25 protein-coding genes are annotated in these 24682 nt (G+C 70.6%); 14 read left to right on the top strand and 11 right to left on the bottom strand.

Annotated features, from left to right (window positions below):
* Window positions 1–25 precede the first annotated feature (25 nt).
* The 7 genes from IE277_RS31395 to IE277_RS31365 all read left to right on the top strand — a co-directional run bounded on the left by IE277_RS31395 (window position 26) and on the right by IE277_RS31365 (window position 6592).
* Window positions 26–577 carry a F0F1 ATP synthase subunit B gene (locus IE277_RS31395; protein WP_189957093.1) on the top strand — a complete coding sequence of 184 codons (552 nt, stop codon included), beginning with the start codon at window positions 26–28 and terminating at the stop codon, window positions 575–577.
* Window positions 574–1389: a F0F1 ATP synthase subunit delta gene (locus tag IE277_RS31390; protein WP_189957092.1), complete on the top strand. Its 816-nt coding sequence runs from the start codon at window positions 574–576 to the stop codon at window positions 1387–1389. Before IE277_RS31395 ends, IE277_RS31390 begins: the two co-directional genes overlap by 4 nt.
* A 133-nt stretch (window positions 1390–1522) precedes the next feature.
* Window positions 1523–3115, top strand: coding sequence for a F0F1 ATP synthase subunit alpha (gene atpA / locus IE277_RS31385; RefSeq protein WP_189957091.1), 1593 nt, complete (start codon window positions 1523–1525; stop codon window positions 3113–3115).
* Window positions 3116–3136: 21 nt separating this feature from the next.
* Entirely contained in the window at window positions 3137–4054 is a 918-nt protein-coding gene (locus IE277_RS31380; RefSeq protein WP_189957090.1) for a F0F1 ATP synthase subunit gamma, read from the top strand.
* The gene (atpD, locus tag IE277_RS31375; RefSeq protein ID WP_189957089.1) at window positions 4054–5490 is read left to right on the top strand and encodes a F0F1 ATP synthase subunit beta; all 1437 of its coding nucleotides are present in this window, start codon (window positions 4054–4056) and stop codon (window positions 5488–5490) included. The genes IE277_RS31380 and atpD overlap by 1 nt, the downstream gene beginning before the upstream one ends.
* A 129-nt stretch (window positions 5491–5619) precedes the next feature.
* The gene (locus IE277_RS31370; protein WP_189957088.1) at window positions 5620–5994 is read left to right on the top strand and encodes a F0F1 ATP synthase subunit epsilon; all 375 of its coding nucleotides are present in this window, start codon (window positions 5620–5622) and stop codon (window positions 5992–5994) included.
* Between the two features lie 151 nt (window positions 5995–6145).
* Window positions 6146–6592 (top strand): DUF2550 domain-containing protein, encoded by a 447-nt coding sequence (locus tag IE277_RS31365; protein WP_189957087.1) that lies wholly within the window; start codon window positions 6146–6148, stop codon window positions 6590–6592.
* A gap of 18 nt (window positions 6593–6610) precedes the next feature.
* On the opposite strand, the gene IE277_RS31360 is transcribed toward IE277_RS31365, so the two are convergent.
* The 3 genes from IE277_RS31360 to IE277_RS31350 form a co-directional block, all read right to left on the bottom strand.
* The gene (locus IE277_RS31360; RefSeq protein WP_189957086.1) at window positions 6611–8437 is read right to left on the bottom strand and encodes a glycoside hydrolase family 18 chitinase; all 1827 of its coding nucleotides are present in this window, start codon (window positions 8435–8437) and stop codon (window positions 6611–6613) included.
* A 132-nt stretch (window positions 8438–8569) separates the two neighbouring features.
* A complete protein-coding gene (locus tag IE277_RS31355) occupies window positions 8570–9211 on the bottom strand; it encodes a response regulator (RefSeq protein WP_189957085.1) in 642 nt (213 codons plus the stop codon).
* Window positions 9208–10386 (bottom strand): sensor histidine kinase, encoded by a 1179-nt coding sequence (locus IE277_RS31350; protein WP_189957084.1) that lies wholly within the window; start codon window positions 10384–10386, stop codon window positions 9208–9210. The genes IE277_RS31355 and IE277_RS31350 overlap by 4 nt, the downstream gene beginning before the upstream one ends.
* A gap of 152 nt (window positions 10387–10538) precedes the next feature.
* Between IE277_RS31350 and IE277_RS31345 the strand changes: the two genes are divergently transcribed.
* Window positions 10539–11072 (top strand): hypothetical protein, encoded by a 534-nt coding sequence (locus IE277_RS31345; protein ID WP_189957083.1) that lies wholly within the window; start codon window positions 10539–10541, stop codon window positions 11070–11072.
* 22 nt (window positions 11073–11094) lie between these two features.
* On the opposite strand, the gene IE277_RS31340 is transcribed toward IE277_RS31345, so the two are convergent.
* Genes IE277_RS31340 through IE277_RS31330 form a run of 3 tightly spaced genes read right to left on the bottom strand, consistent with a single transcriptional unit; the run spans window position 11095 to window position 13271 of the window.
* The gene (locus IE277_RS31340) at window positions 11095–11667 is read right to left on the bottom strand and encodes a cob(I)yrinic acid a,c-diamide adenosyltransferase (RefSeq protein ID WP_189957082.1); all 573 of its coding nucleotides are present in this window, start codon (window positions 11665–11667) and stop codon (window positions 11095–11097) included.
* 13 nt (window positions 11668–11680) lie between these two features.
* On the bottom strand, window positions 11681–12430 hold the full coding sequence (locus tag IE277_RS31335; protein ID WP_189957081.1) for an ABC transporter permease: 750 nt from the start codon (window positions 12428–12430) through the stop codon (window positions 11681–11683).
* Window positions 12431–12449: 19 nt separating this feature from the next.
* Window positions 12450–13271 carry an ABC transporter ATP-binding protein gene (locus IE277_RS31330; RefSeq protein ID WP_189957080.1) on the bottom strand — a complete coding sequence of 274 codons (822 nt, stop codon included), beginning with the start codon at window positions 13269–13271 and terminating at the stop codon, window positions 12450–12452.
* A gap of 79 nt (window positions 13272–13350) precedes the next feature.
* Here IE277_RS31330 and IE277_RS31325 point away from each other — a divergent pair, with 79 nt between their 5' ends.
* The 4 genes from IE277_RS31325 to IE277_RS31310 all read left to right on the top strand — a co-directional run bounded on the left by IE277_RS31325 (window position 13351) and on the right by IE277_RS31310 (window position 18274).
* Window positions 13351–13992 (top strand): TetR/AcrR family transcriptional regulator, encoded by a 642-nt coding sequence (locus IE277_RS31325; RefSeq protein WP_189957079.1) that lies wholly within the window; start codon window positions 13351–13353, stop codon window positions 13990–13992.
* Window positions 13993–14116: 124 nt separating this feature from the next.
* Window positions 14117–14965: a 3-hydroxyacyl-CoA dehydrogenase family protein gene (locus tag IE277_RS31320; protein ID WP_189957078.1), complete on the top strand. Its 849-nt coding sequence runs from the start codon at window positions 14117–14119 to the stop codon at window positions 14963–14965.
* Between the two features lie 213 nt (window positions 14966–15178).
* Window positions 15179–15502: an STAS domain-containing protein gene (locus tag IE277_RS31315; RefSeq protein ID WP_189957135.1), complete on the top strand. Its 324-nt coding sequence runs from the start codon at window positions 15179–15181 to the stop codon at window positions 15500–15502.
* Window positions 15503–15808: 306 nt separating this feature from the next.
* Window positions 15809–18274, top strand: a complete 2466-nt coding sequence (locus IE277_RS31310; protein WP_189957077.1) for a P-loop NTPase family protein — start codon at window positions 15809–15811, stop codon at window positions 18272–18274.
* A gap of 261 nt (window positions 18275–18535) precedes the next feature.
* Here the strand turns inward: IE277_RS31310 and nucS are convergent, their stop codons facing one another.
* On the bottom strand, window positions 18536–19207 hold the full coding sequence (gene nucS, locus IE277_RS31305) for an endonuclease NucS (protein ID WP_189957076.1): 672 nt from the start codon (window positions 19205–19207) through the stop codon (window positions 18536–18538).
* Window positions 19208–19483: 276 nt separating this feature from the next.
* Here nucS and IE277_RS31300 point away from each other — a divergent pair, with 276 nt between their 5' ends.
* A complete protein-coding gene (locus IE277_RS31300; RefSeq protein WP_189957075.1) occupies window positions 19484–19876 on the top strand; it encodes an SCO5389 family protein in 393 nt (130 codons plus the stop codon).
* Window positions 19877–20016: 140 nt separating this feature from the next.
* On the opposite strand, the gene IE277_RS31295 is transcribed toward IE277_RS31300, so the two are convergent.
* Window positions 20017–21045, bottom strand: a complete 1029-nt coding sequence (locus IE277_RS31295) for an LLM class flavin-dependent oxidoreductase (RefSeq protein ID WP_189957074.1) — start codon at window positions 21043–21045, stop codon at window positions 20017–20019.
* 219 nt (window positions 21046–21264) lie between these two features.
* Between IE277_RS31295 and IE277_RS31290 the strand changes: the two genes are divergently transcribed.
* Complete coding sequence (locus IE277_RS31290) at window positions 21265–21597, top strand: Rv1322 family protein (RefSeq protein WP_189957073.1); 333 nt, start codon at window positions 21265–21267, stop codon at window positions 21595–21597.
* A 14-nt stretch (window positions 21598–21611) separates the two neighbouring features.
* Here the strand turns inward: IE277_RS31290 and IE277_RS31285 are convergent, their stop codons facing one another.
* The 3 genes from IE277_RS31285 to IE277_RS31275 form a co-directional block, all read right to left on the bottom strand.
* Window positions 21612–22496 carry an ABC transporter permease gene (locus IE277_RS31285; RefSeq protein WP_189957072.1) on the bottom strand — a complete coding sequence of 295 codons (885 nt, stop codon included), beginning with the start codon at window positions 22494–22496 and terminating at the stop codon, window positions 21612–21614.
* Window positions 22493–23776: an ABC transporter ATP-binding protein gene (locus IE277_RS31280; protein ID WP_189957071.1), complete on the bottom strand. Its 1284-nt coding sequence runs from the start codon at window positions 23774–23776 to the stop codon at window positions 22493–22495. Before IE277_RS31280 ends, IE277_RS31285 begins: the two co-directional genes overlap by 4 nt.
* Before the next feature lie 131 nt (window positions 23777–23907).
* Window positions 23908–24681, bottom strand: coding sequence for an ABC transporter permease (locus IE277_RS31275; protein ID WP_189957070.1), 774 nt, complete (start codon window positions 24679–24681; stop codon window positions 23908–23910).
* Window position 24682 lies beyond the last annotated feature (1 nt).

Here is a 24682-nt window from a genome sequence, read left to right as displayed (position 1 = left end):
ACACGTTTCGACGAAAGGCACTGATGTGATCGCCAACCTGGCACAGCTGGCGGCCGAGGAGACCGAGCAGAACCCGCTCGTCCCCGCCGGCCCCGAGCTGCTCGTCGGCACCATCGCCTTCGCCATCGTGTTCTTCTTCTTCTGGAAGAAGCTGCTTCCGAACATCAACAAGGTTCTGGAGGAGCGCCGCGCGGCGATCGAAGGCGGTATCGAAGAGGCCGACGCCATGAAGGTCGAGGCCCAGAGCGTCCTTGAGCAGTACAAGGCTCAGCTCGCCGAGGCCCGGCACGAGGCCGCGCGCCTGCGCCAGGAGGCGCAGGAGCAGGGTGCCGCGCTCATCGCCGAGATGCGGGCCGAGGGTCAGCGGCAGCGCGAGGAGATCGTCGCCGCCGGCCACACCCAGATCGAGGCCGACCGCAAGGCCGCCGCGTCCGCGCTGCGTCAGGACGTCGGCAAGCTCGCCACCGAACTGGCCGGCAAGCTCGTCGGCGAGTCCCTTGAGGACCACGCCCGTCAGAGCCGTGTGATCGACCGCTTCCTCGACGAGCTCGAGGAGAAGGCCGAGGCCACGCGATGAACGGAGCGAGCCGCGAGGCCCTGGCAGCCGCACGTGAGCGTCTCGACGCGCTGACGGACTCCACGTCCGTGGACGCCGCGCAGCTCGCGGACGAGCTGGCGGCCGTCACCGCGCTGCTCGACCGCGAGGCCGGCCTGCGCCGGGCCCTCACCGACCCGGCGCAGCCCGCGGAGGCCAAGGCGGAACTGGTCCAGCGTCTGATCGGCGCCCAGGTCAGCGGTGCCACCGCCGACCTGGTGGCCGGGATGGCGCGCACCCGCTGGTCGCAGCCCCGCGACCTGGTGGACGCGCTGGAGGAGCTGGCGGACATCGCCGACCTCACGGCCGCGGAGAAGACGGGCGCCCTCGACGACGTCGAGGACGAGCTGTTCCGGTTCGGCCGGATCGTCTCCTCCAGCACCGAGCTGCGCGCCGCGCTGACCGACCGCGCCGCCGGCATCGCCGCCAAGACCGAGCTGCTGCACCGGCTGCTCGGCGGACGCGCCAAGCCGGCCACCGAGCGACTGGTCACGCGCCTTGTGACCGTGCCGCGTGGACGTAGCCTGGAAGCGGGACTGGAGTCCCTGTCCAAGCTCGCGGCCGAGCGCCGGGACCGCATGGTCGCCGTCGTCACCTCGGCGGTGCCGCTGAGTGACGGCCAGAAGCAGCGCCTCGGCGCCGCCCTCGCCAAGCTCTACGGCCGTCGGATGCACCTCAACCTGGACGTGGACCCCGAGGTCGTCGGCGGTATCCGGGTGAAGGTCGGTGACGAGGTCATCAACGGCTCCCTCGTGGACCGACTGGACGAGGCCGCCCGCCGCATGGCGAGCTGAGTGACGCTCGGTATTCGAGAACAGCAGTAGTACTCAGAACGGCCCTGGTTGGGCCGTGCAGAAGAATCCTGGGGGTCGCCCCCAGACCCCCAAAGTGAAACTTCGGGCCCAACAAGGAGAGCAGGGAACCCAGATGGCGGAGCTCACGATCCGGCCGGAGGAGATCCGGGACGCGCTGGAGAACTTCGTCCAGTCGTACAAGCCGGACGCGGCCTCGCGCGAGGAGGTCGGTACGGTCACCCTTGCCGGCGACGGCATCGCGAAGATCGAGGGTCTTCCCTCGGCCATGGCCAACGAACTGCTGAAGTTCGAGGACGGCACCCTCGGCCTCGCGCTCAACCTGGAAGAGCGCGAGATCGGTGCCATCGTCCTCGGTGAGTTCAGCGGCATCGAGGAGGGTCAGCCGGTGCAGCGCACCGGTGAGGTGCTCTCCGTGGCGGTCGGCGAGGGCTACCTCGGCCGTGTCGTCGACCCGCTCGGCAACCCGATCGACGGCCTCGGCGAGATCGAGACGTCCGGCCGCCGCGCGCTTGAGCTGCAGGCCCCCACGGTCATGCAGCGCAAGTCGGTGCACGAGCCGATGGAGACCGGCTACAAGGCCGTCGACGCGATGACCCCGATCGGCCGTGGTCAGCGTCAGCTGATCATCGGTGACCGCCAGACCGGCAAGACCGCCCTGGCCGTCGACACGATCATCAACCAGCGCGACAACTGGCGCACCGGCGACCCGAAGAAGCAGGTCCGCTGCATCTACGTCGCCATCGGCCAGAAGGGCTCCACCATCGCCGGCGTGCGCCGCGCGCTGGAGGAGAACGGCGCCCTGGAGTACACGACCATCGTCGCCGCCCCGGCGTCCGACCCGGCCGGCTTCAAGTACCTGGCGCCGTACACCGGTTCGGCCATCGGTCAGCAGTGGATGTACGAGGGCAAGCACGTCCTCATCATCTTCGACGACCTCTCGAAGCAGGCCGACGCCTACCGCGCCGTGTCGCTGCTGCTGCGCCGCCCGCCGGGCCGTGAGGCCTACCCGGGTGACGTCTTCTACCTGCACTCCCGCCTGCTGGAGCGCTGCGCCAAGCTCTCCGACGACATGGGTGCCGGTTCGATGACCGGTCTGCCGATCGTCGAGACCAAGGCCAACGACGTCTCGGCGTTCATCCCGACCAACGTCATCTCCATCACCGACGGCCAGTGCTTCCTGGAGTCGGACCTGTTCAACGCCGGTCAGCGTCCCGCGCTGAACGTCGGTATCTCCGTCTCCCGAGTCGGTGGCAGCGCGCAGCACAAGGCGATGCGCCAGGTCTCCGGCCGCCTCCGTGTGGACCTCGCCCAGTTCCGTGAGCTGGAGGCGTTCGCCGCCTTCGGTTCCGACCTGGACGCGGCCTCGAAGGCCCAGCTGGAGCGCGGTCAGCGCATGGTCGAGCTGCTGAAGCAGGACCAGTACCAGCCGATGGCCACCGAGGACCAGGTCGTCTCCGTCTGGGCCGGCACCAACGGCCGTATGGACGACGTCCCGGTCGTCGACATCCGCCGCTTCGAGAAGGAACTGATCGACTTCCTGCACCGGAAGCACCAGGGCCTCATGACCTCCATCAAGGAGGGCGCCAAGATGTCGAACGACACGATCCAGGCGATCGACGACGCGGTGGCCGAGTTCAAGAAGCAGTTCGAGACCTCGGACGGCAAGCTGCTCGGCGAGGACACCCCTGCCGCTGCCGCCAAGTGACGTAAGGAAGGGACCTGACTCATGGGAGCCCAGCTCCGGGTCTACAAGCGTCGCATCCGATCCGTCAGCGCGACCAAGAAGATCACCAAGGCGATGGAGATGATCGCCGCCTCGCGTGTCGTCAAGGCACAGCGCAAGGTGGCGGCCTCCACGCCGTACGCGACCGAGCTGACGCGCGCGGTCACGGCGGTCGGCACCGGCTCGAACACCAAGCACCCGCTGACCACCGAGGCGGAGAACCCGGCCCGTGCCGCGGTCCTGCTCCTCACGAGCGACCGTGGTCTGGCAGGCGCCTTCAACTCCAACGCCATCAAGGCGGCGGAGCAGCTGACCGGGCGCCTGGAGCGCGACGGCAAGCAGGTCGACACGTACATCGTCGGCCGCCGCGGTGTCGCGCACTACAACTTCCGTGAGCGCAAGGTCACGGAGTCGTGGACCGGCTTCACCGACGAGCCGTCGTACGCGGACGCCAAGAAGGTCGCGGCACCGCTGATCGAGGCCATCGAGAAGGACACGGCCGACGGGGGTGTGGACGAACTCCACATCGTCTTCACCGAGTTCGTCTCGATGATGACGCAGACGGCGCTGGACGCGCGCCTGCTGCCGCTGCGCCTCGAAGAGGTCGCGCAGGAGGCCGCCCCCAAGGGCGAGATCCTTCCGCTCTACGACTTCGAGCCCTCGGCGGAGGACGTCCTCGACGCCCTGCTGCCGCGCTATGTGGAAAGCCGTATCTACAACGCGCTGCTTCAGTCGGCCGCTTCGAAGCACGCCGCCACGCGGCGCGCGATGAAGTCGGCCACCGACAACGCGGGTGAGCTGATCAACACGCTCTCCCGTCTTGCCAACGCGGCCCGCCAGGCCGAAATCACCCAGGAAATCAGCGAGATCGTCGGTGGCGCGAGCGCCCTGGCCGACGCGACCGCGGGGAGTGACCGATAATGACCACCACTGTTGAGACCGCGACGGCTACGGGCCGCGTCGCCCGGGTCATCGGCCCGGTCGTCGACGTGGAGTTCCCCGTCGACGCGATGCCGGACATCTACAACGCCCTTCACGTCGAGGTGGCCGACCCGGCCAACGCCAGCGAGAAGAAGACGCTGACCCTGGAGGTCGCCCAGCACCTGGGTGACGGCCTGGTCCGCACCATCTCCATGCAGCCCACCGACGGTCTGGTCCGCCAGGCCGCGGTCACCGACACCGGCAACTCCATCACGGTGCCCGTCGGTGACTTCACCAAGGGCAAGGTGTTCAACACCCTCGGTGAGGTGCTGAACGTCGACGAGAGCTACGAGGGCGAGCGCTGGGGCATCCACCGCAAGGCCCCGAACTTCGACGAGCTCGAGTCGAAGACCGAGATGTTCGAGACCGGCGTCAAGGTCATCGACCTGCTGACCCCGTACGTCAAGGGCGGCAAGATCGGTCTGTTCGGCGGTGCCGGCGTCGGCAAGACGGTGCTCATCCAGGAGATGATCTACCGTGTCGCCAACAACCACGACGGTGTCTCCGTGTTCGCCGGTGTCGGTGAGCGCACCCGTGAGGGCAACGACCTGATCGAGGAGATGTCGGACTCCGGCGTCATCGACAAGACCGCGCTGGTCTTCGGCCAGATGGACGAGCCCCCGGGCACCCGTCTGCGCGTCGCGCTGGCCGGCCTCACCATGGCCGAGTACTTCCGTGACGTCCAGAAGCAGGACGTGCTGTTCTTCATCGACAACATCTTCCGCTTCACGCAGGCCGGTTCCGAGGTCTCCACGCTGCTCGGCCGTATGCCGTCCGCGGTGGGTTACCAGCCGAACCTGGCCGACGAGATGGGCCTCCTCCAGGAGCGCATCACCTCGACCCGCGGTCACTCGATCACCTCGATGCAGGCGATCTACGTCCCCGCGGACGACCTGACCGACCCGGCCCCGGCCACCACCTTCGCCCACCTCGACGCGACGACGGTTCTGTCCCGTCCGATCTCCGAGAAGGGCATCTACCCGGCCGTGGACCCGCTGGACTCCACGTCCCGGATCCTGGACCCGCGCTACATCGCGGCGGACCACTACAACGCGGCCATGCGCGTGAAGACGGTCCTCCAGAAGTACAAGGACCTCCAGGACATCATCGCGATCCTCGGTATCGACGAGCTGGGCGAGGAGGACAAGCTCGTCGTCCACCGTGCCCGTCGCGTGGAGCGCTTCCTGTCCCAGAACACCCACGTCGCCAAGCAGTTCACCGGCGTCGACGGTTCGGACGTCCCGCTGGACGAGTCGATCGCGGCCTTCAACGCGATCATCGACGGTGAGTACGACCACTTCCCGGAGCAGGCGTTCTTCATGTGCGGTGGCCTGGAGGACCTCAAGGCCAACGCCAAGGAGCTGGGCGTCTCCTGAACTCCCTGAGTTCGTGAGAGGGGCGCGGACCCACCCCTTCGGGGGTGCGTCCAGCCCCTCTCTCCACGCCCACTAGAATTGACCCCAACACCCGGCAGAACCGCCGGGTGGTGACCCGAGGAGCCACCCTTGGCTGCTGAGCTGCATGTCGAGCTGGTCGCCGCCGACCGCCAGGTCTGGTCCGGCGAGGCCACCCTGGTCGTCGCGCGCACCACGTCCGGCGACATCGGCGTCATGCCCGGTCACCAGCCGCTGCTCGGTGTGCTGGAGTCGGGCCCGGTGACCATCCGTACGAGTGAAGGTGGAACGGTCGTCGCCGCGGTGCACGGCGGTTTCATCTCGTTCGCGGACGACAAGCTGTCGCTGCTGGCCGAGATCGCCGAGCTGTCGGACGAGATCGATGTCCAGCGCACGGAGCGGGAACTGGAGCGTGCGAAGGCGGAGGGCGACGCCGCCGCCGAGCGCCGCGCCGACGTCCGCCTGCGTGCGGCGGCGGCTCGCTGACCCCAGCGAGAAGTATGACGTCACTCAGCCGCGGCCGGCCCGGAGCAATCCGGTGCCGGTCGCGGCTGAGGCAGATGTGGGTGTTTTTCCGGTTTCATTACTCAGTGACAGTTGCAGTTCCAGTGCCTAGGAGACGAGGAGGTCGGTGCCGATGGTCCTCGCTCTGACTGTGTCCGGGATCGTGGTCGCGCTCGTGGTGGCGGGCCTGTTCCTGTTCGGGCTACGCCGCAGACTCATCCAGCGCTCCGGCGGCACCTTCGACTGTTCCCTGCGCTGGGACGTGGCCGAGAAACCGGACGCGGGCGGCAAGGGCTGGAGCTATGGCGTCGCCCGCTACAACGGCGACCGCATCGAGTGGTACCGGGTCTTCTCCTACGCCCCCCGCCCCCGCCGCACGCTGGAGCGCGCGCAGATCGAGGTGGCCGGCCGCCGGCTGCCCGAGGGCGAGGAGGAGATGGCGCTGCTCTCGGACGCGGTGGTCCTCGCCTGTACGCATCGGGGCACGCGCCTCGAACTCGCCATGAGCGAAGACGCGCTGACCGGATTCCTCGCGTGGCTGGAGGCAGCCCCGCCCGGTCAGCGCGTCAACGTCGCTTAGGCCCTTTTTCCGTACGTCCTACAGGTTGCTGCTGATCGCGTTCACCAGTTCACCGTTGCTGGTGTCGCCGCTGAACTCCCAGAAGAACGCGCCGCCGAGGCCCTGTGACTTGGCCCAGCTCATCTTTCCGGCGATGGTCGACGGAGTGTCGTACGACCACCAGTTGCTGCCGCAGTGGGCGTACGCCGTGCCGGCGACGGTGCCGGTGACGGGGCAGGATGTCTTGAGCACCTTGTAGTCCTCGATGCCCTGTTCATAGGTGCCGGCCGCCGGGCCCGTGGCGGTGCCGCCGGGGGTGTCCTGGGTGACGCCGGTCCAGCCGCGGCCGTAGAGGCCGATGCCGAGGAGCAGCTTGGCGGCGGGCACGCCGATCGACTTGTACGTGGCGATCGCGTCGGCCGTGTCGAACCCGGCCTTCGGCATGCCGGAGTACGAGGTCAGCGGGGAGTGCGGGGCGGTCGGGCCCTGGGCGTCCCAGGCGCCGAAGAAGTCGTACGACATCACGTTGAACCAGTTGGCGTACTGCGCGGCGCCCGCGTAGTCGGCGGCCTCGATCTTGCCGCCGGAGGAGCCGTCGGCGGTGACCGCGGCGGTGACCAGCTTGCTCGAACCGAACTTGGCGCGCAGCGCGGCCAGCACGTTCTTGAAGGCCGCGGCTCCGCTGGTGTCACAGGACAGACCGCAGGCGTTCGGGTACTCCCAGTCGATGTCGATGCCGTCGAAGACATCGGCCCAGCGCGGGTCGTTGACCAGGCTGTAGCAGGAGTCGGCGAACGCGGCCGGGTTGGCGGCCGCCTGCGCGAACCCGCCGGACCAGGTCCAGCCGCCGAAGGACCACAGCACCTTGAGGTTCGGGTACTTGGCCTTCAGCTCGCGCAGCTGGTTGAAGTTGCCGCGCAGCGGCTGGTCCCAGGTGTCGGCGACGCCGCTCACCGACTGGTCGGCGGTGAAGGCCTTGTCGTAGTCGGCGTAGGAGTCGCCGATGGCGCACTGGCCGCCCGTCACGTTGCCGAAGGCGTAGTTGATGTGCGTGATCTTCGCGGCCGAGCCGGACGTCACCAGGTTCTTGACGTTGTAGTTGCGGCCGTAGATGCCCCACTCGGTGAAGTAGCCGAGTTTGACCTTGTCGCCGGTGGGCGGGGGATTGGTGCCGCCGCCGGTGGTGTGCACCCGGGTCGCGCCGCTGACCGGGCCGGTCTGGTCGGCGGTGTCGCGGGCCTGCACGGTGTAGGAGTAGTCGGTGCCGGCGGTGAGGCCGGTGTCCGTGTACGACGTCGTCGTCACCGTGCCGACGACCTTGCCGTCGCGCAGGACGTCGTAGTTCTTGACGCCCTTGTCGTCGGTGGCCGCGCCCCAGGAGAGCTTGACGGAGGTGTCGGTGACGCCCGAGGCGGTCGGGGTGCCGGGGGCGGAGGGCGCCGCGTCACCGGGGGCCGTCGTACCGTCGCAGCTGTCGCCGTTCAGCTTGCAGTTGGCCGGGGAGCCGGGGCCCGCGCCGTTGAAGCCGAAGGAGACGGAGGCGCCGGGGGCGATGCTGCCGTTGTAGGACTTGTTCTTGGCGGTCCAGTGGTTGCCGGAGCTGGTGACGTCCGCGTCCCAGGCGGAGGTCACGGACGTACCGGAGGGGAAGTCCCACTCGACGGTCCAGGAGCTGATGCTGGAGGAACCGGTGTTCTTGATGGTCCACTGGCCGCCGAAGCCGGTTCCCCAGTCGCTGGTCTTGGTGAAGCTCGCCGTGGAGTTGGCCGCGGCCTGGGCGGGGCCCGCGAGAGCGACCAGGCCGGCCAGGGGGAGCAGCAGGGTCGCGAGACCTGCCGCGGCTCTGTGTCTGAGTCTGAAGCGCATGTGCGCCTCCTCGATAGGGGAAATGTCAGGAGCGTCAGGGGCATGACTGAGCCTTCACGCCCGTGGTGCTGCGAGAGTAGAAAGGTCTGGACCACCGGTCAATAGGTCTGGACCACTCCGCCTCGTGGTTGACTAGATCCCCAACTCCTGCGCCAGTACGGCCGCTTGCACCCGGCTGCGCAGCTGCAGCTTGGCCAGCAGCCGGCTCACATGCGTCTTCACCGTGCCCTCGGCCATCCGCAGCCGCCCGGCGATCTCGGCGTTCGACATCCCCTGCCCGACACAGGACAGCACCTCCCGCTCGCGCCGGGTCAGCGTCTCCAGCACGGCCGGATCGGCCTTCGGCTCCCGCACCGGACCGGCCGCGAACTCGGAGATCAGCCGTCGGGTCACCGCCGGTGCGACGATGCCCTCCCCGCGCGCCACCGTCCGCACGGCCTCCAGCAGGTCCCGCGCCTCGGTGTTCTTCAGCAGAAAGCCGGCCGCCCCCGCGCGCAGCGCCCCGAACACATACTCGTCCAGGTCGAAGGTGGTCAGCACCAGCACGTCCGCGAGCCGCTCCGCGACGATCTGCCGGGTCGCCGACACCCCGTCCAGGCGCGGCATCTGTACGTCCATCAGCACGAGGTCCGGCCGCAGTTCCCGGGCCGCCTCCACCGCCCGCTCGCCGTCCGCCGCCTCGCCGACCACATCGATGTCGGGCGCGCTGCGCAGGATCAGCACGAGTCCGGCGCGCACGGCTGACTGGTCCTCGGCGACCAGGACACGGATCACGAGAGGTCTCCTTCGGTTTCGGTGAGGGGAAGTGTGGCGCGTACGGACCACAGGCCGGCCTCGGGTGCGGCCGTGAAGCCGCCGCCGAGCAGGGCCGCCCGCTCCCGCATCCCGGTCAGGCCCGAGCCCGAGCCGGGGGCGCGCGGGGTGTCGCCGGGCCGGTAGGGGCTGGTGACCGTGACCTGCAGGGTGCCGTCGGCCTGCCGCAGCCGCACCAGGACGGGTCCCGGCGCCGCGTGCTTGAGGGCGTTGGTCAGCGACTCCTGCACGATGCGGTACGCGGCCAGCTCCACCGGGACCGGTACCCGGCCGTGGTCGGCCTCCAGGCGGACGTCCAGGCCGTTGGCGCACGCGCCCTTGACCAGGGCGGCGAGACCGTCGAGCGTCGGTGTCGCGGCCGGTTCCAGGTCGCCGCTGCTGTCCCGCAGGATGCCGATCAGCCGCCGCATCTCGGCCAGCCCGTCCACGCTGTTCTGCCGGATCACGCTCAGCGCGTCCCGGGAGGTCTGCGGGTTGTCGAGGGACAGCGCGGCCGTGGAGTGGATCGCGATCGCGGACAGATGGTTGGCCACCATGTCGTGCAACTCCCGTGCCATCCGCGCCCGTTCGGCCATGACCGCCTGAGTTCGGTCCACCTCGGCGAGCAGCGCGGTCTGTTCGGCGCGCAGCCGGGCGGCCTCGGCCGCGTCGCGGTGGTTGCGCACCACCCAGCCGGTCGCGGCGGGCGCGAACGCGACCACGCCGATGCCCACACCGATCAGCAGACCCTGGGGGTCGCGCCAGATCGCGGCGGGCACGACCCCGCCGACCACCGTCAGCATCCCGGTGGTCCAGGGGATACGGCGGGCCGAGGCGGGGCTGCTGTACAGGACGGCCGCGTACATCAGGTCGGTGTACATGACGATGGTGACGACGTTGCCCAACGTCACCGTGTCCAGGGTCAGCGCGAGTGTGCCGACGGCCACGCCGATACGGGGCCGGATGCGGCGCAGAGGCTCGCACGCGGCCATCGCCACCAGCGGCAGCAGCGGGGCCCAGGGCGCGTGCCACAGCACCAGCGGGTCCGAGGGCACGCGTGGATGGATCCCGAGCAGCCACAGCAGCATCCCGCCGAACAGCCCGCCCAGCGCGATCCGTAGGTCGTCACGGTGGGGGCGGGGGAGCGCGAGGGTCATGCCCTCATCCAACACGGCCCGTGAGCGGCCCGCGTGCTCCCCCGGCAGGGTCTTGGACTGCAACTTTCGCTTACGCCGGGTTTCGCCCGCGCCGACGACGAACCGCGCTGCGGCGGCCGGGAGCCTGGAAGGACGAACGAAGGGAGTGGACCGTGGTCGTCGGGTGGATCATCGCTTGCGAGGTGGCGTTCTGGGTGCTGCTGGCGGCCGGACTGACCTTCCGCTACGGCCTGCGGATGCCCCGGACCGGACTGGCGCTGCTGCTGTGCGAGCCGCTGCTGGAGGTCGTGCTGTTCGCCGTGACCGCGATCGATCTGAAGAACGGCGCCCATCCGGACTGGCGGCACGGTCTGGCCGCCGTCTACATCGGCTTCACGGTCGGGCTCGGCCACTCCACGATCAAGTGGGCCGACGCCCGGGTCGCCCACCGCTTCGCCGGCGGCCCGCCCCCGGTGAAACCGCCCCGGTACGGCACGGCCCGCGCCGTCCACGAATGGAAGGTCGCGGGCCGCTGGGTGCTGGCCTCCCTGGTCGCCCTCGCCCTGCTCCAGGCCGCCGTCTGGTACGTGGGCTCCGCCGGCGACACCAGTTCCCTGCGCCAGTGGCAGCTGCGGATGCTCTGGCTGATCGGCATCAATGTGATCATCGCCGGGAGCTACACGCTGTTTCCCAAGCGGGGGCGCTGACGCCGTTGCGGAAGCGCGGGCGCTATCGCTCCCCGCCGGGCACCCAGAGGACATCGCCCACTTCCTTGTTGGCCGTCCGGGCCAGGATGAACAGCAGGTCGGAGAGGCGGTTGAGGTAGGTGGCCGTCAGGGGGTTCATCGTCTCGCCGTGGGCCTCCAGGGCCGCCCAGGTGGAGCGCTCGGCGCGGCGGACGACCGTGCAGGCCTGGTGCAGCAGGGCCGCGCCGGGGGTGCCGCCGGGCAGGATGAAGGAGCGCAGCTTCTCCAGGCGTTCGTTGAAGCGGTCGCAGTCCGCCTCCAGCTTGTCGATGTAGAACTGCTCCACCCTCAGCGGCGGGAACTCCGGGTGCTCCACGACCGGCGTCGACAGGTCCGCACCCACGTCGAACAGGTCGTTCTGGACGCGGGTGAGGACGGTGACGACCTCCGCGTCCAGACCGCCCAGCGCGATCGCCGTGCCGATCACCGCGTTGGCCTCGTTGGCGTCGGCGTACGCCGAGATCCTGAGGTCGGTCTTGGCGACCCGGCTCATGTCACCGAGGGCCGTGGTGCCCTTGTCGCCGGTCCTCGTGTAGATGCGCGTCAGATTGACCATGCCGCCAGCGTAGTTACGCCCCGGCCGTCCGGAACACTCGTGTGCCCACCGTCACCGTCAGCGCCGCGAAGCCGACGGCGACGAGGGCGCCGTAGAGCATGTGCGCGGTGGCGTAGTGGCCGACGTAGGCGTCGCGGACCGCGTCCACCAGATAGCGGAACGGGACGAAGTGCGAGAGCACGTCCAGCCAGGCGGGCGCGAGGGTCATCGGCAGCATCAGACCGGACAGCAGCATCGACGGCATCGACACCATGTTGATCAGCGGGCCGAACTCCTGCGGGGTGCGGACCCGCATACCGAGCGCGTACGACAGCGAGGCCAGCGACAGCGTGAGCAGGGCGACGAACGCGAAGCCGATGAAAATGCCCGCGAGCGGTGCGCGCAGGCCCATGACCAGCGCGGCCAGCACCAGCAGCACCGCCTGGAAGACGAAGACCGTGGCATCGCGCAGCACCCGGCCGAGGAGGAGGGCGAGCCGGCTGACGGGGGTCACACGCATCCGCTCCACCACCCCCTGGCCCTTCTCGACGATCACCATGAAGCCCGCGAACAGGGCGCCGAACAGGCCGAGTTGGAGCAGCAGTCCGGGCACGAGCACCTGCCAGGAGCTGCCCGTGCCGCCGAGCGGCAGACGGGTGAGCAGCGGGCCGAAGAAGAGGAGATAGAGGAGCGGGGTGAGCACGCCGAAGAGCAGCGCGAAGCGCGAGCGAAGGGACTGGCGCAGATAGCGGCCGTAGAGGAGGGCCGTGTCGTGCAGAAGCATCTTCTGTGGATCCCTGTCCCTATACGGCTACGGGGGTGGAGTCGGCCGATGGGGGTCCCCCCGGTCGAGTCTGTTCGAGACTGGGGGAGGGGCCGCGGCCGGTGATGGCGAGGAAGGTGTCCTGGAGGGTGGCGTCGAGGGAGCCGCCGTGCCGCAGCTTGAGCGCGTGCGGCGTGCCCTCGGCGGCGACCTCGCCCCGGTCCACGATCGCCAGGCGGTCGGCGAGGGCGTCGGCCTCGTCCAGGTAGTGGGTGGTCAGGAAGACGGTCGTGCCGTGCTCGTCGCGCAGCCGGCGGACCAGGTCCCACAGATCGGCGCGGCTGCCCGGGTCGAGGCCGGTCGTCGGCTCGTCCAGGAACAGCACCTTCGGCCGGTGCGTGAGCGCCATCGCGATGTCCAGCCGGCGCCGCTGCCCGCCGGAGAGCGCGCCGGCCTTGCGGTCGAGGAAGCCGCCGAGATCCAGCTCCCGCGCCAGCTCCTGCGCCCGCGTGACCGCCTCGGACTTCGACAGCCGGTACATCCGGCCCTGGGTGACCAGCTCCTCTCGCACGGAGATCTGCGGATCGACGCCGCCGGACTGGGCGACGTACCCGCTCACGGCGCGCACCCCGGCCGGGTCCGCCGCCAGGTCGTGCCCGGCGACGGTGGCCGCGCCGCCGGTCGGCCTCAGCAGGGTGGTGAGCATCCGCAGGGTGGTGGTCTTGCCGGCGCCGTTGGGTCCGAGGAAGCCGAGGATCTCGCCCTCCCGGACGGCGAGGTCGATACCGCGAACGGCCTCCACCGGCCCGGCCTTGGTCTGGAAGGTGCGGGCGAGTCCCGCCGCGCTGATGACTGCTGCCATGCCCCCAGAAAAACAGAGTCCCTCAATTTTTGCAATGCCACCAAGTTTTCACCAGCCCCAGCGAAGCTAGGATGCGGACATGGCAGAGGGGCTCAGGGAGCGGAAGAAGCGGCAGACCCGGCAGTACATCTCGGATGTCGCCACGGGACTGTTCGTCGAGCGCGGCTTCGACGCGGTGACGGTCGCGGAGATCGCCGAGGCGGCGAACGTCTCCGTCAACACCGTCTACAACTACTTTCCGGCCAAGGAGGACCTCTTCTTCGACCGCTCCGCCGGCATGATCGACCGCCTCGCCCGCTGGGTGCGGGGCCGGCCCGAGGGCGAGTCGGCCGCCGTCGCCGTCCTGCGCGAGCTGCGCGAGGAGGTCGAGGCGGTCTCCCCGCGGGTCGGCCTGCTCTCCGGCTACGCGGCCTTCATGAAGGTCATCGAGGAGGCCCCCGCCCTGCGCTCCCGCCTCTGGGCCCTCGCCCAGGAGGTCCAGGCCAACCTGGAACAGGTGCTGCGCGAGGAGACCGGCGCGGGCGAAGCGGACGAACTGCCCTATCTGATGGCCGGTCAGATCGGCTGGATCCACAGCACGGTCATGGCGGTCATCGGCCGCGAGATGGTCAAGGGCCGCGAACCACGCGAAGTGTCCCGAGAGGCGCTCGTACTCCTGGACGACATCGAGGAGCTGTTGAGCGAACCGGTCCTGAACTACGCCGTCCGGGCCGCCGTCTGACCCCTGCCGGTGTGATGTCCGTCAATTGAGACGTGACGCGCGTTACTTACCGGTCACACGGCAGCTCCGGAGCGCTATGGTCCGCCGGAGAAGCAGACTTGGAGTGCGTTCAAGGGAGTCGTCAGTGGCAGGCAAGCTCGCCGTCATCGGGGCCGGTCTCATGGGGTCCGGTATCGCTCAGGTCGCCGCGCAGGCGGGCTGGGACGTCGTCATGCGTGACGTCACCGACGAGGCGCTCAAGCGTGGCACCGACGGCATCAAGGCCTCGTACGACAAATTCGTGAGCAAGGGCAGGATGGAGGCGCGCGACGCCGACGCCGCCCTGGGCCGGATCGCCGTGACCACCGACCTGGACGCCGCCGCCGACGCGGACATCGTGGTCGAGGCCGTCTTCGAGAAGCTGGAAGTGAAGCACGAGATCTTCCGCGCGCTCGACAAGATCGTGCGCCCGGACGCCGTCCTCGCCTCGAACACCTCCGCCATCCCGATCACCAAGATCGCGGCGGCCACCGAGCACCCCGAGCGGGTCGTCGGCGTCCACTTCTTCTCGCCGGTGCCGATGATGCAGCTCGTCGAGCTGGTCCGCGGCTACAAGACGAGTGACGAAACCCTCGCCACCGCACGGGAGTTCGCCGAGTCCGTCGGCAAGACCTGCATCGTCGTCAACCGGGACGTGGCCGGCTTCGTGACCACCCGGCTGATCTCCGCCCTCGTGGTCGAGGCGACCAAGCTCTACGAGTCCGGTGTCGCGACCGCCGAGGACATCGACCTCGCCTGCAAGCTCGGCTTCGGCCACGCCATGGGCCCGCTCGCCACCGCCGACCTCACCGGCGTCGACATCCTGCTGCACGCGACCGGCAACATCTACACCGAGTCCCAGGACGAGAAGTTCGCGCCGCCGGAGCTGATGCGCCGGATGGTGGATGCCGGTGACATCGGCCGCAAGAGCGGGCAGGGCTTCTACAAGTACTGAGCACCACCCCGCACGCCACCCCCCACACCACTCCGCACACCTCCCGTACGCACACACGCCGGACATTCACCCCGGGAACATCACCCCCCGGGGTGAATTCGGTCTCGGTTCGCTTACAAGCAGCAACCGCACCACTACTCACGCAGTCAGACGGTGCACAGCATCGTCACCATCGTCACCGAGTACGCCAACCGCATTCAACGGGGAGCGCATATGCACATCAGGGGCGACCATGCCGAGCTGGTCGTCGGGGGCCGCCTCGACGTCCGCAGCGCGGCGGACGCCCGTACGGCCCTGCACTCGGCCGTCGACGACGGAGTCGGCGACCTCGTGCTCGACCTGTCCGAACTGGACTCCTGGGACGCCACCGGGCTCGGGGTGATCATGGGTGCCCATCGGCGGGCCGGCCGCTGCGGTCGCCGTCTGGTGCTGCGCGGCGTCCCCCCGCAGATGCAGCGCCTGCTGGTGGCCACCCGGCTGCATCGCATCCTCGCCATCGAAGGCGGCATCGGGCTGGAGTCGCTGCCCCGGGCATGACCGGCCGGCCGGGCCGCCGGCGCGCGGTGAGCGGGGCGCGGTGAGCAGGGGGACACGCGCGACGGGGGAGATGCGGACGCGGCCACCGAAGCGCACGTCGGGGGCAATCCTCACCGGACTGTGATGTCTCGGGCCGTACGGCACCCCGCCCTGTCGGAGATACTGTGCGAAGGTTTAGGGTTCGGTCGCCCGCCGCCTCGCAACCCTCGACCGAGCGGGCCCGGACCAGAAGCGACAGCGCGGTGTGCGACAAGGCCGGGAGGGGCCGCATCACAGGCACACGACGCTTTTGGGGGGCTTGGACCTATGGACCCGATCAGCCCGGGACCCGAGGAGCACGGCCAGGCGCACAGCCGCCGCACGCCCCGGGAATCCCTCACCTCCGACTTCGGTCAGAGCACGCCCGCGCTCGCCCGGACGGCGCAACTCGTCTGCGGGGATCTGCTGCTGACCGTCAACCCCGTCGACGGCAGCGAGATAGAGCCCTGCCCGCCGGCCGAACGACCGCACAGCCCCCGCAAGCGCACCGCTGCCGACCGCGCCGAGGCCGAGCGGGCCGCCCGGCCGCCCGTCCCGCCCGGCCCCGCCCAGCCGGCGCTCCCCCTGCTGGAACGCCAGGACGAACGCGAGCGGCTGGTCCGGCTGCTGGCCCGCGGCCGCACCGTCCGGCTCACCGGACCCGGCGGCTCCGGTCGCACCGCCCTGCTGGACCTCGTCGCCGAGGACTGCCTTGACCTCGCCCCCGACGGCGTGGTCCGGCTCTCCGGCCTCCATCGCACCACCGCCGACGTTCTGCACGACCTCTTCCACACCGTCTACGACGCCCCGCGCCACCGCCTCGAACCGGACGAACTGCGCGCACTCGTCCGCGAGATCGGCGCGGTCGTCGTCCTGGACGACATCGAGTTCGGCGGCGCCGCCCTCGACGAGCTGCTCGACGCCACCCCCGAGTGCGCCTTCCTGCTCGGCGCCACCCCCGAGGTGCCCGCGCCCTCCGCCGAGTCCGCCGTCGAGGAGGTCTTCCTCAGCGGCCTCGACCGCGCCGCCGGCGTGGAGATCCTGGAGCGGACCGTCGGCCGCGTCCTCACCGAGGATGAGGCCAACTGGGCCGGCGACCTGTGGTTCGAGTCCGAGGGACTGCCGCTGCGGTTCATCCAGGCCGGCGCCCTGCTCCGGCAGCGTGACGAGCTGCGGGCCGGTGCCGGTGCCGTCGACGAGTACGGCGTCTTCGAGGACGTACTGCGGGAACCGGCCGAGCCGTCCCTGGAGCCGGCGCAGGAGGTCCCGCTGCCCTCCCTCGGCGAGGCCGCCGCGCCCGCCCCGCTGCTCGCCTCCCGGCTCAGCGCCTCCGCCCGCGCCACCCTGCGCTTCGCCGTCGCCCTCGGCGGCGAGGTCCCGCACCAGGCGCATCTGCCGGCGCTGATCGGCGACACCCACGCGGATGCCGCCCTCGGCGAGCTGACGGCCTGCGGGCTGGTCTCCCCGGCCGGCGCCCGCTACCGCCTCGCGGCCGGCGTGCGGACCCAGCTGGAGGCCGCCGGGTACGGCGACGACGCCGCGGACTCGGCGCTGACCGCCGCCGAGCACTACGCCTGGTGGGCCGGGCATCCCTCGGTCACCCCCGAGCGGGTGGGCGCGGAGGCCGACGCGGTGCTGGCCGCGCTCACCGCGGTCGTCCCCCGGACGGCCCCGTCCGCCGAAGGGGAGACGAGCTGCGCGGTACGGCTCGCCCGCACGGCCGCGCCCGCGTTCGCCGCCGGGCTCGACTGGGGCGCCTGGGAGCGGGCCCTGCGCTCGGGCGCGGAGGCCTCCCGGCTCTCCGGCGAGGTGCACGAACAGGTCTACTTCCACCATGAGTTGGGTGTCCTCGCGGTGTGCGCGGGGCAGCTCGACCGGGCCCGCGCCGAGCTGGAGGCGTCCATCGGGCTGCGCGGCGCGCTCGCCGACAAGCGGGGCATCGTCGCCGGCCGACGGGCCCTCGCGCTGGTCGCCGACCGCTCCGGCGAGCTGCCCGGCATCGCGGCGACGGCGGGGGAGGAGCCGCCGGAGACGCGGCACGAGGAGTCTTCGCCGCCGCCGTTCGTGCCGCTCGACGACCCGCTGGTCACGCGGCGGCTGCCGGCCGCCACCTCGCGCGGCGAGGGCCTGCGGCGGCTGGCCCGCCGCAACCTCGTGGCGGTCGGTTCCGGGGCGCTGCTCGCCGCCGTGCTGGGTACGGTCGTCACGCTCGGCATGACGTCCAACGAGAACGCCGACAAGAACCCGGCCGGCAAGGTCGACGTCAATCCGTCGGCGAGCCAGGGCACGGGCGACGGCAACCTCGGCGCCGACCCGAAGCAGGACCCGGCGGCGGGCGCCGGCTCGGTCCCGAGCCACACCCGCCCGACGAATCCGGGCCCCGACGGCACCTACGGCACCGCGGACGACCCGACGCCGTCGCAGCCGGCCGCGACGCCCTCGGCCGACCCGAGCGGCACCCGGAGCACGGGCGGAGGGGGAGACACGTCCCCGACGCCGTCCAAGTCCCACACGACCAAGCCGGGTTCCCCTTCGCCGACGAAGACACCGCCCCCTACGGGCAGTCCGACGCCGCCCCCGAGCAACACTCCCACTCCGACCCCGCCGACCCCGACCCCGACTCCGACCCAGACGGGTACGACCCCGACCACGACGGACTCGGCGAGCGGCCCGACGACCCCACGAAGCTCAGCGACCACCCAGAGCCCGGGAACCTCGCAGAGCGCATCGCAGTCGTCGGACGCGCTGATCTAGTTCCTGCCGGCGCCGGAAGAAGGGGCGCGGCGGGAAAGGGGGCGGGCGGTGCCGGCAGCCGGGGTGCCTGGCTAGTGCCCCAACAGGCAACGTTCGCCCCGTCGCGACGCCCGGCACGCCCTCTCGCCGCACCGGCCGAAAGCCCACGTACGCCCAGTACGAGGACTTCCGGCCGACACTCCCCCAGCCTCCGGCCGGGGGGACCCCCAGAGCACGCACCGGACGCCGCTCCTTGACGGGCAAACGTTGCCTGCCGGGGCACTAGAACAGGCGGAGCTTGTCGTCCTCGATGCCGCGCAGGGCGTCGTAGTCGAGGATCTGGCAGTTGATGCCGCGGTCGGTGGCGAGGACGCGGGCCTGGGGCTTGATCTCCTGGGCGGCGAACACGCCTCGGACGGGCGCCAGATGCGGGTCGCGGTTCAACAGCTCCAGATAGCGGGTGAGTTGCTCCACACCGTCGATCTCGCCCCGGCGCTTGATCTCGACCGCGACCGTCCGGCCGTCCGCGTCGCGGCACAGGATGTCCACCGGCCCGATGGCCGTCATGTACTCGCGGCGGATGAGCGAGTACCCCTCGCCGAGCGTCTCGATGCGGTCGGCGAGCAGCTCCTGCAGATGGGCTTCCACGCCGTCCTTGATCAGACCCGGGTCCACGCCGAGTTCGTGCGAGGAGTCATGGAGGATCTCCTCCATCGTGATGATCAGTTTCTCGCCCGCCTTGTTGATGACGGTCCACACGCCCTCGTCCTCGCCGGTCCCCTCCTTCAGCGTGCAGGGCGGCGACATCCAGTTCAGGGGCTTGTAGGCCCGGTCGTCGGCGTGGATGGAGACGCTGCCGTCCGCCTTGACCAGGATCAGGCGGGGCGCCGAGGGGAGGTGGGCGGTGAGCCGGCCGGCGTAGTCGACCGAGCACCGGGCAATGACGAGACGCATGGTCGGCAACGCTACTCGACGCGCGCCGGTGCACGCGATTCGCCCATCATGCTCCCCGGGTAACGCCCCAATTGTCCCTGGAAACTCTTGTTCATCCCTGGCCGATTGTGCCCGTAACGGGACCGTTCCATATACGCATTCTGCTGGTGTGGTCACCGACGGTTGCCTACCGTAGGGAACGGGAGGTCGCCGCATATGTACGCAGCGTGTTCGATATCGCGAACTCCCTTATCTGTCCGGCAACCCCTGCTCTTCGGGGGTGCGAGAGGAGAACCCATGTCGCTCGACGTCTCACCGGCCCTACTCGAACAGGCCGAGCGAGGCGAGGTCGACGAAGCAGAATTCGTCGACTGCGTCCGGACCTCCCTGCCCTACGCATGGGAGATGATCAGCTCCCTGGTGGCTCAGCTGAAGGTCGACGGCGGAGCGTTCGCCGACAACCAGACGCCCCCGCCGGACGAGCAGGCACGCGGCCAGCTGCTGCGTGCGCTCGCGAGTGACGCCATCCGCGGCGCCCTGCAGCGGCACTTCGGCGTGCGGCTGGCCTTCCAGAACTGCCACCGGGTGGCGGTGTTCCCGACGGACACCTCGGCAGACGCGACACTGGCCCGCTTCACCTCGGTCCGCAGTCAGTTGCTGAACCAGTCGCCGGAGTTTCGGGACTGCTGACGGGCGGAACCGGTACGGCTGACGGGCAGAACCGGTACGGCACAGGCGCTGAGCCGTTCGCTTGCCGCTCCACCCGCGGGGAGGTGCGTGCACCACTGGGGCGGCAAGCCCCCGAGACGGAAGGGGAGTTGTGGGTGCGCTCAGCGCAGCTGGGGCAGCACCTCGGCGCCGAGGCGCCGCAGGTTCTCCTCCGTCGCGGCGAGGTCGCCCGAGCCCTCCACGAGGAGGGCGAAGCGGGAGATGCCGGTGCGCTCGGAGGTGGCCGCGAGCCGGTCGGCGGCGAGCCGTGGGGTGCCGACCGGATGCAGTCCGCAGAGCAGCTCGGTGTAGGCGTGCGGGTCGCGCATCGTGCGCGCCCGGCCGTCGACCGTCACATGTGCCTCCAGGCCCTGCTTCAGCCAGCCCGGCATCGCCTTCATCAGCGTCTCCGCCGCGTCCGTGCGCCGGTCCGCGAGCTGGCACACGCCGGCCGAGACATGCGCGGCACCCGCGATCTCCTCGGCCGGCCGGCCCGCCGCCTCGGCGCAGCGCCGCCACAGGGCGACCATCTCGGCCTTCTCCTCGTCCCCGACGTGCATGCCGAGCAGCATCGGCAGCCCGCGCCCGGCGGCCAGCCGTACGCTCGCCGGGGAGGTGCAGGCGACGACGACCTCGGGCCCCGGGGTCTCCGTCAGTGCCTCCGACGGGCGGGGTACGACCGTCACCTCACGGAAGGAGAACCGCTCGCCGTCGGCCGCCACGGCCGGCTCGCGCAGCCAGCGCAGCAGCAGATCGAGCGACTCCGGGAACCCCTGCTCGTATGCCGCGAGGCCGGTGCCGAAGACCTCCAGGTCCACCCAGGGGCCGCCGCGGCCCACGCCCAGCGTGAACCGTCCGCCGCTCGTCAGGTGCAGCAGCGCGGCCTGTTCGCCGAGCGCGACCGGATGCGCGGTGGGCAGCACGCTGACCGCCGTGCCGACCCGGATACGGCGGGTGCGGCCGAGCAGTAACGCGGCCAGGGTGACCGCGGACGGGCATGCGCCGTACGGCACGAAGTGGTGCTCGGCCAGCCATACGGCGTCCAGCCCGGCTTCCTCCGTGACCTCCGCCGAGCGGACCGCCCGGTGCAGGGCCTCCCCGGGGCCCTGGCCCGGGAACTGGGCGCCCAGCACAAAACTTCCTACGTACATCCTGATTCCTGCTTCCTCGGCTCCGACCCGGAGCTCCCCCACCCGCATAACCGTCTGACACGTGCCCAGGACACGGCCTGGCGGAGGGATTTGCGGATTGTCTGCAGAATGGCCGGTCCGGAGGGGGACTTGGGCCGGTTGGTTCCGTACGCGTACCCCGCTCGGCGGCGCGTAGGCTGGATGGAGCAGTGCTTCCTGTATAGCCCCGAGAGGTGTCCCGTGTCCCCGCGTCGCAACCGACCGAAGGCAGCCGGATCGTCGGGCCAGAGCGCCGAGGACGACCATGCCGGCCGGTACGGCGGCTGGCAGTCGACCGAGGACTGGCAGGGCGAGGAGTGGAGCGTGCGCCATGTCGCCGGGGCGAGCGCGCAGGGCAAGACGTATCGCTGTCCGGGCTGCGACCAGATGATCCCCTCCGGTGTCCCGCACGTGGTGGCCTGGCCCGAGCACGCGGGGGTCGACGACCGCCGGCACTGGCACAAGGCGTGCTGGAACGCGAAGGACCGCCGCACCACGCGGGTGCGGCGGTCCCGTAACGCGCCGAGGTTCTGAGCGGTCCCGGACTCTCAGACGTCCCGCTGCTGCAGGAGCGCGCAGGCACCGGCGAACGCGGCCGCCGCCAGCCCCAGCATGATCCACAGCGGGTCCCAGCCCGTGGGCCCCGAGCTGCTCAGGGAGTTGTCGTAGAAGACGCTCATCTGGCTCGGGATGGAGTACTCCAGCAGCCACTCGCGGACCTTGTTCAGCGACTGTGTGGCCATGAACAGCGCGATCACCAGCGGGGCCAGCACGGCGCCGATCATGATGGTGATCGCGCCCGCGGAGTGCCGGATGATCGAGCCGATGAGCAGTGAGAACAGCCCGAGCAGCGCGATGTAGAGGCTGATCCCGAGGGTCGCCTTGAGCCAGTCGCCGCCGGAGGGGGTCTTGGCCCCGCCGACGCCGTCGAGCATGGACGTCTGCACCATGGCCACGAAGCCGGACGCGGCCAGGGCGACGACGAAGGCGACGACGAAGAACACGATCGCCTTGGCGGTGAGCACCCGGAGCCGGCTCGGGCACGCGGTCATCGTCGTACGGACCATGCCGGTGCCGTACTCCGAGGCCGTGGTCAGCACGCCGAGCGTGATGATGCACATGCTGCCGAGGAGCAGGCCGAAGAAGCCGAGCTGGAGCGGGGTCTGGCCCGACAGGCTCTCCGACCCGGAGTGGGCCTTGACCAGCGCGGCGGCCATCATGCCGATACCGAGGACGAGGACCACGAACACGCCGAGGGTCCACATCGTCGACCGCACCGACTTTATCTTCGTCCACTCGGAGGCCAGCGCGTGCCCGAGATGGGTGCGCACGACCGGGATCGGCGAGGTGTAACCGGGATACGCGCCGCCGGGCGCCGCCTGCCAGTCGGGCGCTGCGGGGGCCTGCGGCATCGGGGGCTGCTGGGTGCTCATCGGGGGTCCTCGGGCTTGGTCAGGTCGGCGGGGGCGGCGACGGGCGCCTGCTGCGGCGCGGGCGGGGGCACGGCGGCGGCCGGGGCCGGGGCCTGGCCCTGCGGGGCCTGGGGCGCCTGGGAGGCCGGCTGGGCGTACGGGTTGGGCGCGCCGGCGCTCGGGCCGCCGGGAGCGCCGTGGCCGCCCGCCTGGGCGCCGTCGTACGGCCCGGCGGGCGCGGCACCGGGGGCCGGCATCGCGAACGGCTGCCCGCCCTGCTGGGGCGGCGGCGGGGCGTACCAGCCGGGCTGGCCCTGGCCGGGCACCGGCATGGGCGGCTGGGCGCCGGGCGGCAGCGGCTGCTGCAGGCCCGCCTTCTGGTCGGCCGTGGAGCGGTAGTCCACCGCGCCCTGCGTCATCCGCATGTACGCCTCCTCCAGCGAGGCCTGGTGCGGCGACAGCTCCCACAGCCGGACGCCCGCCTCATGGGCGACGTCGCTGATCCGGGGCAGCGCCAGCCCGGTCACCCGCAGCGCGCCGTCCTGCTCCGGCAGCACATGGCCGCCCGCCTCGGCGAGCGCGCTGCCCAGTTTCTCGCGCAGCTGCGGCTCGGTGTCGGGGGTGCGCACGCGCGCGAAGTCGGCGGAGTTGGCCGAAATGAAGTCCCTCACGCTCATGTCGGCGAGCAGCTGGCCGCGTCCGATCACTATGAGGTGGTCGGCGGTCAGCGCCATCTCGCTCATCAGGTGCGAGGAGACGAAGACCGTACGGCCCTCGGCGGCGAGCGCCTTCATCAGGTTGCGGACCCAGAGGATGCCCTCGGGGTCGAGGCCGTTGACCGGCTCGTCGAACAGCAGCACCTGCGGGTCGCCGAGCAGCGCTGCGGCGATGCCGAGGCGCTGGCCCATGCCGAGCGAGAAGCCCTTGGATCGTTTCTTCGCCACCTCCTGCAGGCCGACCACGCCCAGCACCTCGTCCACCCGCCGGGCCGGGATGCCCGAGAGTTGGGCGAGGCTCAGCAGGTGGTTGCGGGCGCTGCGGCCGCCGTGCACGGCCTTGGCGTCGAGCAGCGCGCCGACCTGGCGGGGGGCGTTGGGGAGCTTGCGGTAGGGGTAGCCGCCGATCGTCACCGCCCCGGCCGTCGGGTTGTCCAACCCGAGGATCATGCGCATCGTCGTCGACTTGCCCGAGCCGTTCGGCCCGAGGAAGCCGGTGACGGCGCCGGGCCGCACCTGGAAGGAAAGGTTGTAGACGGCAGTCTTGTCGCCGTAGCGCTTGGTCAGGCCGACAGCCTCGATCATGCTCCGCACCCATCGAAAGGTTCAGGACAGCGGGGCGCACGCCCCCGTAAGGGTTAGGAGGATATCGGGGCGCTGACGGTTCCGCCCAAAAGAAAGTAAAGCCGGAACACTACCGTGCGTGACACCCGCCCCTACTGCGCGTCCCTGCGCCGGAGCAGGAGGTACCCGCCGGCGAGCGCGGCGATCACCCACAGCACCATGATCCCGAGCCCGCCCCAGGGCCCGTACGGGGTGTCGTCACCGAGTCCCGGCACCACCCGCATGATCCGGCTGCCCGCCTGGTCCGGCAGGAATCGGCCGATCTTCTTCGTGGCGTCGACATTGCCGAGAATGTTCGAGATCAGGAAGAAGAACGGCATCAGGATGCCGAGCGACAGCATCGGTGAGCGCAGCATCGCAGCGACGCCCATGGAGAACACCGCGATCAGCGTCATGTACAGCCCCCCGCCGAGCACCGCGCGCAGCACACCGGGATCGCCGATCCGCGCCGCGTGGGGGCCGAGCATCGCCTGCCCGAGGAAGAACGCGGCGAAGCTCATGCACATGCCGACCGCCAGCGCGAGCGCGGCGGCCACCGCGATCTTGCTGAACAGGAAGGTGGCGCGGCGCGGTACGGCGGCCAGCGAGACCCGGATCATGCCGGTGCTGTACTCGTTGGAGACCACCAGCACCCCGAACACGATCATGGCGAGCTGCCCGAGGCTCATGCCCGCGAAGGACACGAAGGTCGGATCGAACGCCAGCCGGTCCCGCACCGGCATCGAGTCGAACTGATTCCGTGACAGCGCGGAGATCAGCATGCCGAGGGCGACCGTGACGACCACGGCCAGCGACAGCGTCCACACCGTGGAGGCCACCGACCGGATCTTGGTCCATTCGGACCGGATGATCTGTACGGCCGTCATC

This window comes from Streptomyces alanosinicus (assembly GCF_014650595.1).
Taxonomy (GTDB): Bacteria; Actinomycetota; Actinomycetes; order Streptomycetales; family Streptomycetaceae; genus Streptomyces; species Streptomyces alanosinicus.
Note: the sequence above shows the minus strand (reverse complement) of the source record. Positions and strands in the feature narration are given on the sequence as shown.

Excerpts from the sequence above, each read along its gene's own strand:
- IE277_RS31330 (WP_189957080.1), bottom strand. The coding sequence starts at position 13,271 with ATGGCAGCAGTCATCAGCGCGGCGGGACTCGCCCGCACCTTCCAGACC.
- IE277_RS31335 (WP_189957081.1), bottom strand. The coding sequence starts at position 12,430 with ATGCTTCTGCACGACACGGCCCTCCTCTACGGCCGCTATCTGCGCCAG.
- IE277_RS31390 (WP_189957092.1), top strand. The coding sequence starts at position 574 with ATGAACGGAGCGAGCCGCGAGGCCCTGGCAGCCGCACGTGAGCGTCTC.
- atpA (WP_189957091.1), top strand. The coding sequence starts at position 1,523 with ATGGCGGAGCTCACGATCCGGCCGGAGGAGATCCGGGACGCGCTGGAG.
- IE277_RS31275 (WP_189957070.1), bottom strand. The coding sequence starts at position 24,681 with ATGACGGCCGTACAGATCATCCGGTCCGAATGGACCAAGATCCGGTCG.
- IE277_RS31380 (WP_189957090.1), top strand. The coding sequence starts at position 3,137 with ATGGGAGCCCAGCTCCGGGTCTACAAGCGTCGCATCCGATCCGTCAGC.
- IE277_RS31280 (WP_189957071.1), bottom strand. The coding sequence starts at position 23,776 with ATGATCGAGGCTGTCGGCCTGACCAAGCGCTACGGCGACAAGACTGCC.
- IE277_RS31295 (WP_189957074.1), bottom strand. The coding sequence starts at position 21,045 with ATGTACGTAGGAAGTTTTGTGCTGGGCGCCCAGTTCCCGGGCCAGGGC.
- IE277_RS31300 (WP_189957075.1), top strand. The coding sequence starts at position 19,484 with ATGTCGCTCGACGTCTCACCGGCCCTACTCGAACAGGCCGAGCGAGGC.
- IE277_RS31315 (WP_189957135.1), top strand. The coding sequence starts at position 15,179 with ATGCACATCAGGGGCGACCATGCCGAGCTGGTCGTCGGGGGCCGCCTC.
- nucS (WP_189957076.1), bottom strand. The coding sequence starts at position 19,207 with ATGCGTCTCGTCATTGCCCGGTGCTCGGTCGACTACGCCGGCCGGCTC.
- IE277_RS31360 (WP_189957086.1), bottom strand. The coding sequence starts at position 8,437 with ATGCGCTTCAGACTCAGACACAGAGCCGCGGCAGGTCTCGCGACCCTG.
- IE277_RS31340 (WP_189957082.1), bottom strand. The coding sequence starts at position 11,667 with ATGGTCAATCTGACGCGCATCTACACGAGGACCGGCGACAAGGGCACC.
- IE277_RS31325 (WP_189957079.1), top strand. The coding sequence starts at position 13,351 with ATGGCAGAGGGGCTCAGGGAGCGGAAGAAGCGGCAGACCCGGCAGTAC.
- IE277_RS31310 (WP_189957077.1), top strand. The coding sequence starts at position 15,809 with ATGGACCCGATCAGCCCGGGACCCGAGGAGCACGGCCAGGCGCACAGC.
- IE277_RS31285 (WP_189957072.1), bottom strand. The coding sequence starts at position 22,496 with ATGAGCACCCAGCAGCCCCCGATGCCGCAGGCCCCCGCAGCGCCCGAC.
- atpD (WP_189957089.1), top strand. The coding sequence starts at position 4,054 with ATGACCACCACTGTTGAGACCGCGACGGCTACGGGCCGCGTCGCCCGG.
- IE277_RS31365 (WP_189957087.1), top strand. The coding sequence starts at position 6,146 with ATGGTCCTCGCTCTGACTGTGTCCGGGATCGTGGTCGCGCTCGTGGTG.
- IE277_RS31350 (WP_189957084.1), bottom strand. The coding sequence starts at position 10,386 with ATGACCCTCGCGCTCCCCCGCCCCCACCGTGACGACCTACGGATCGCG.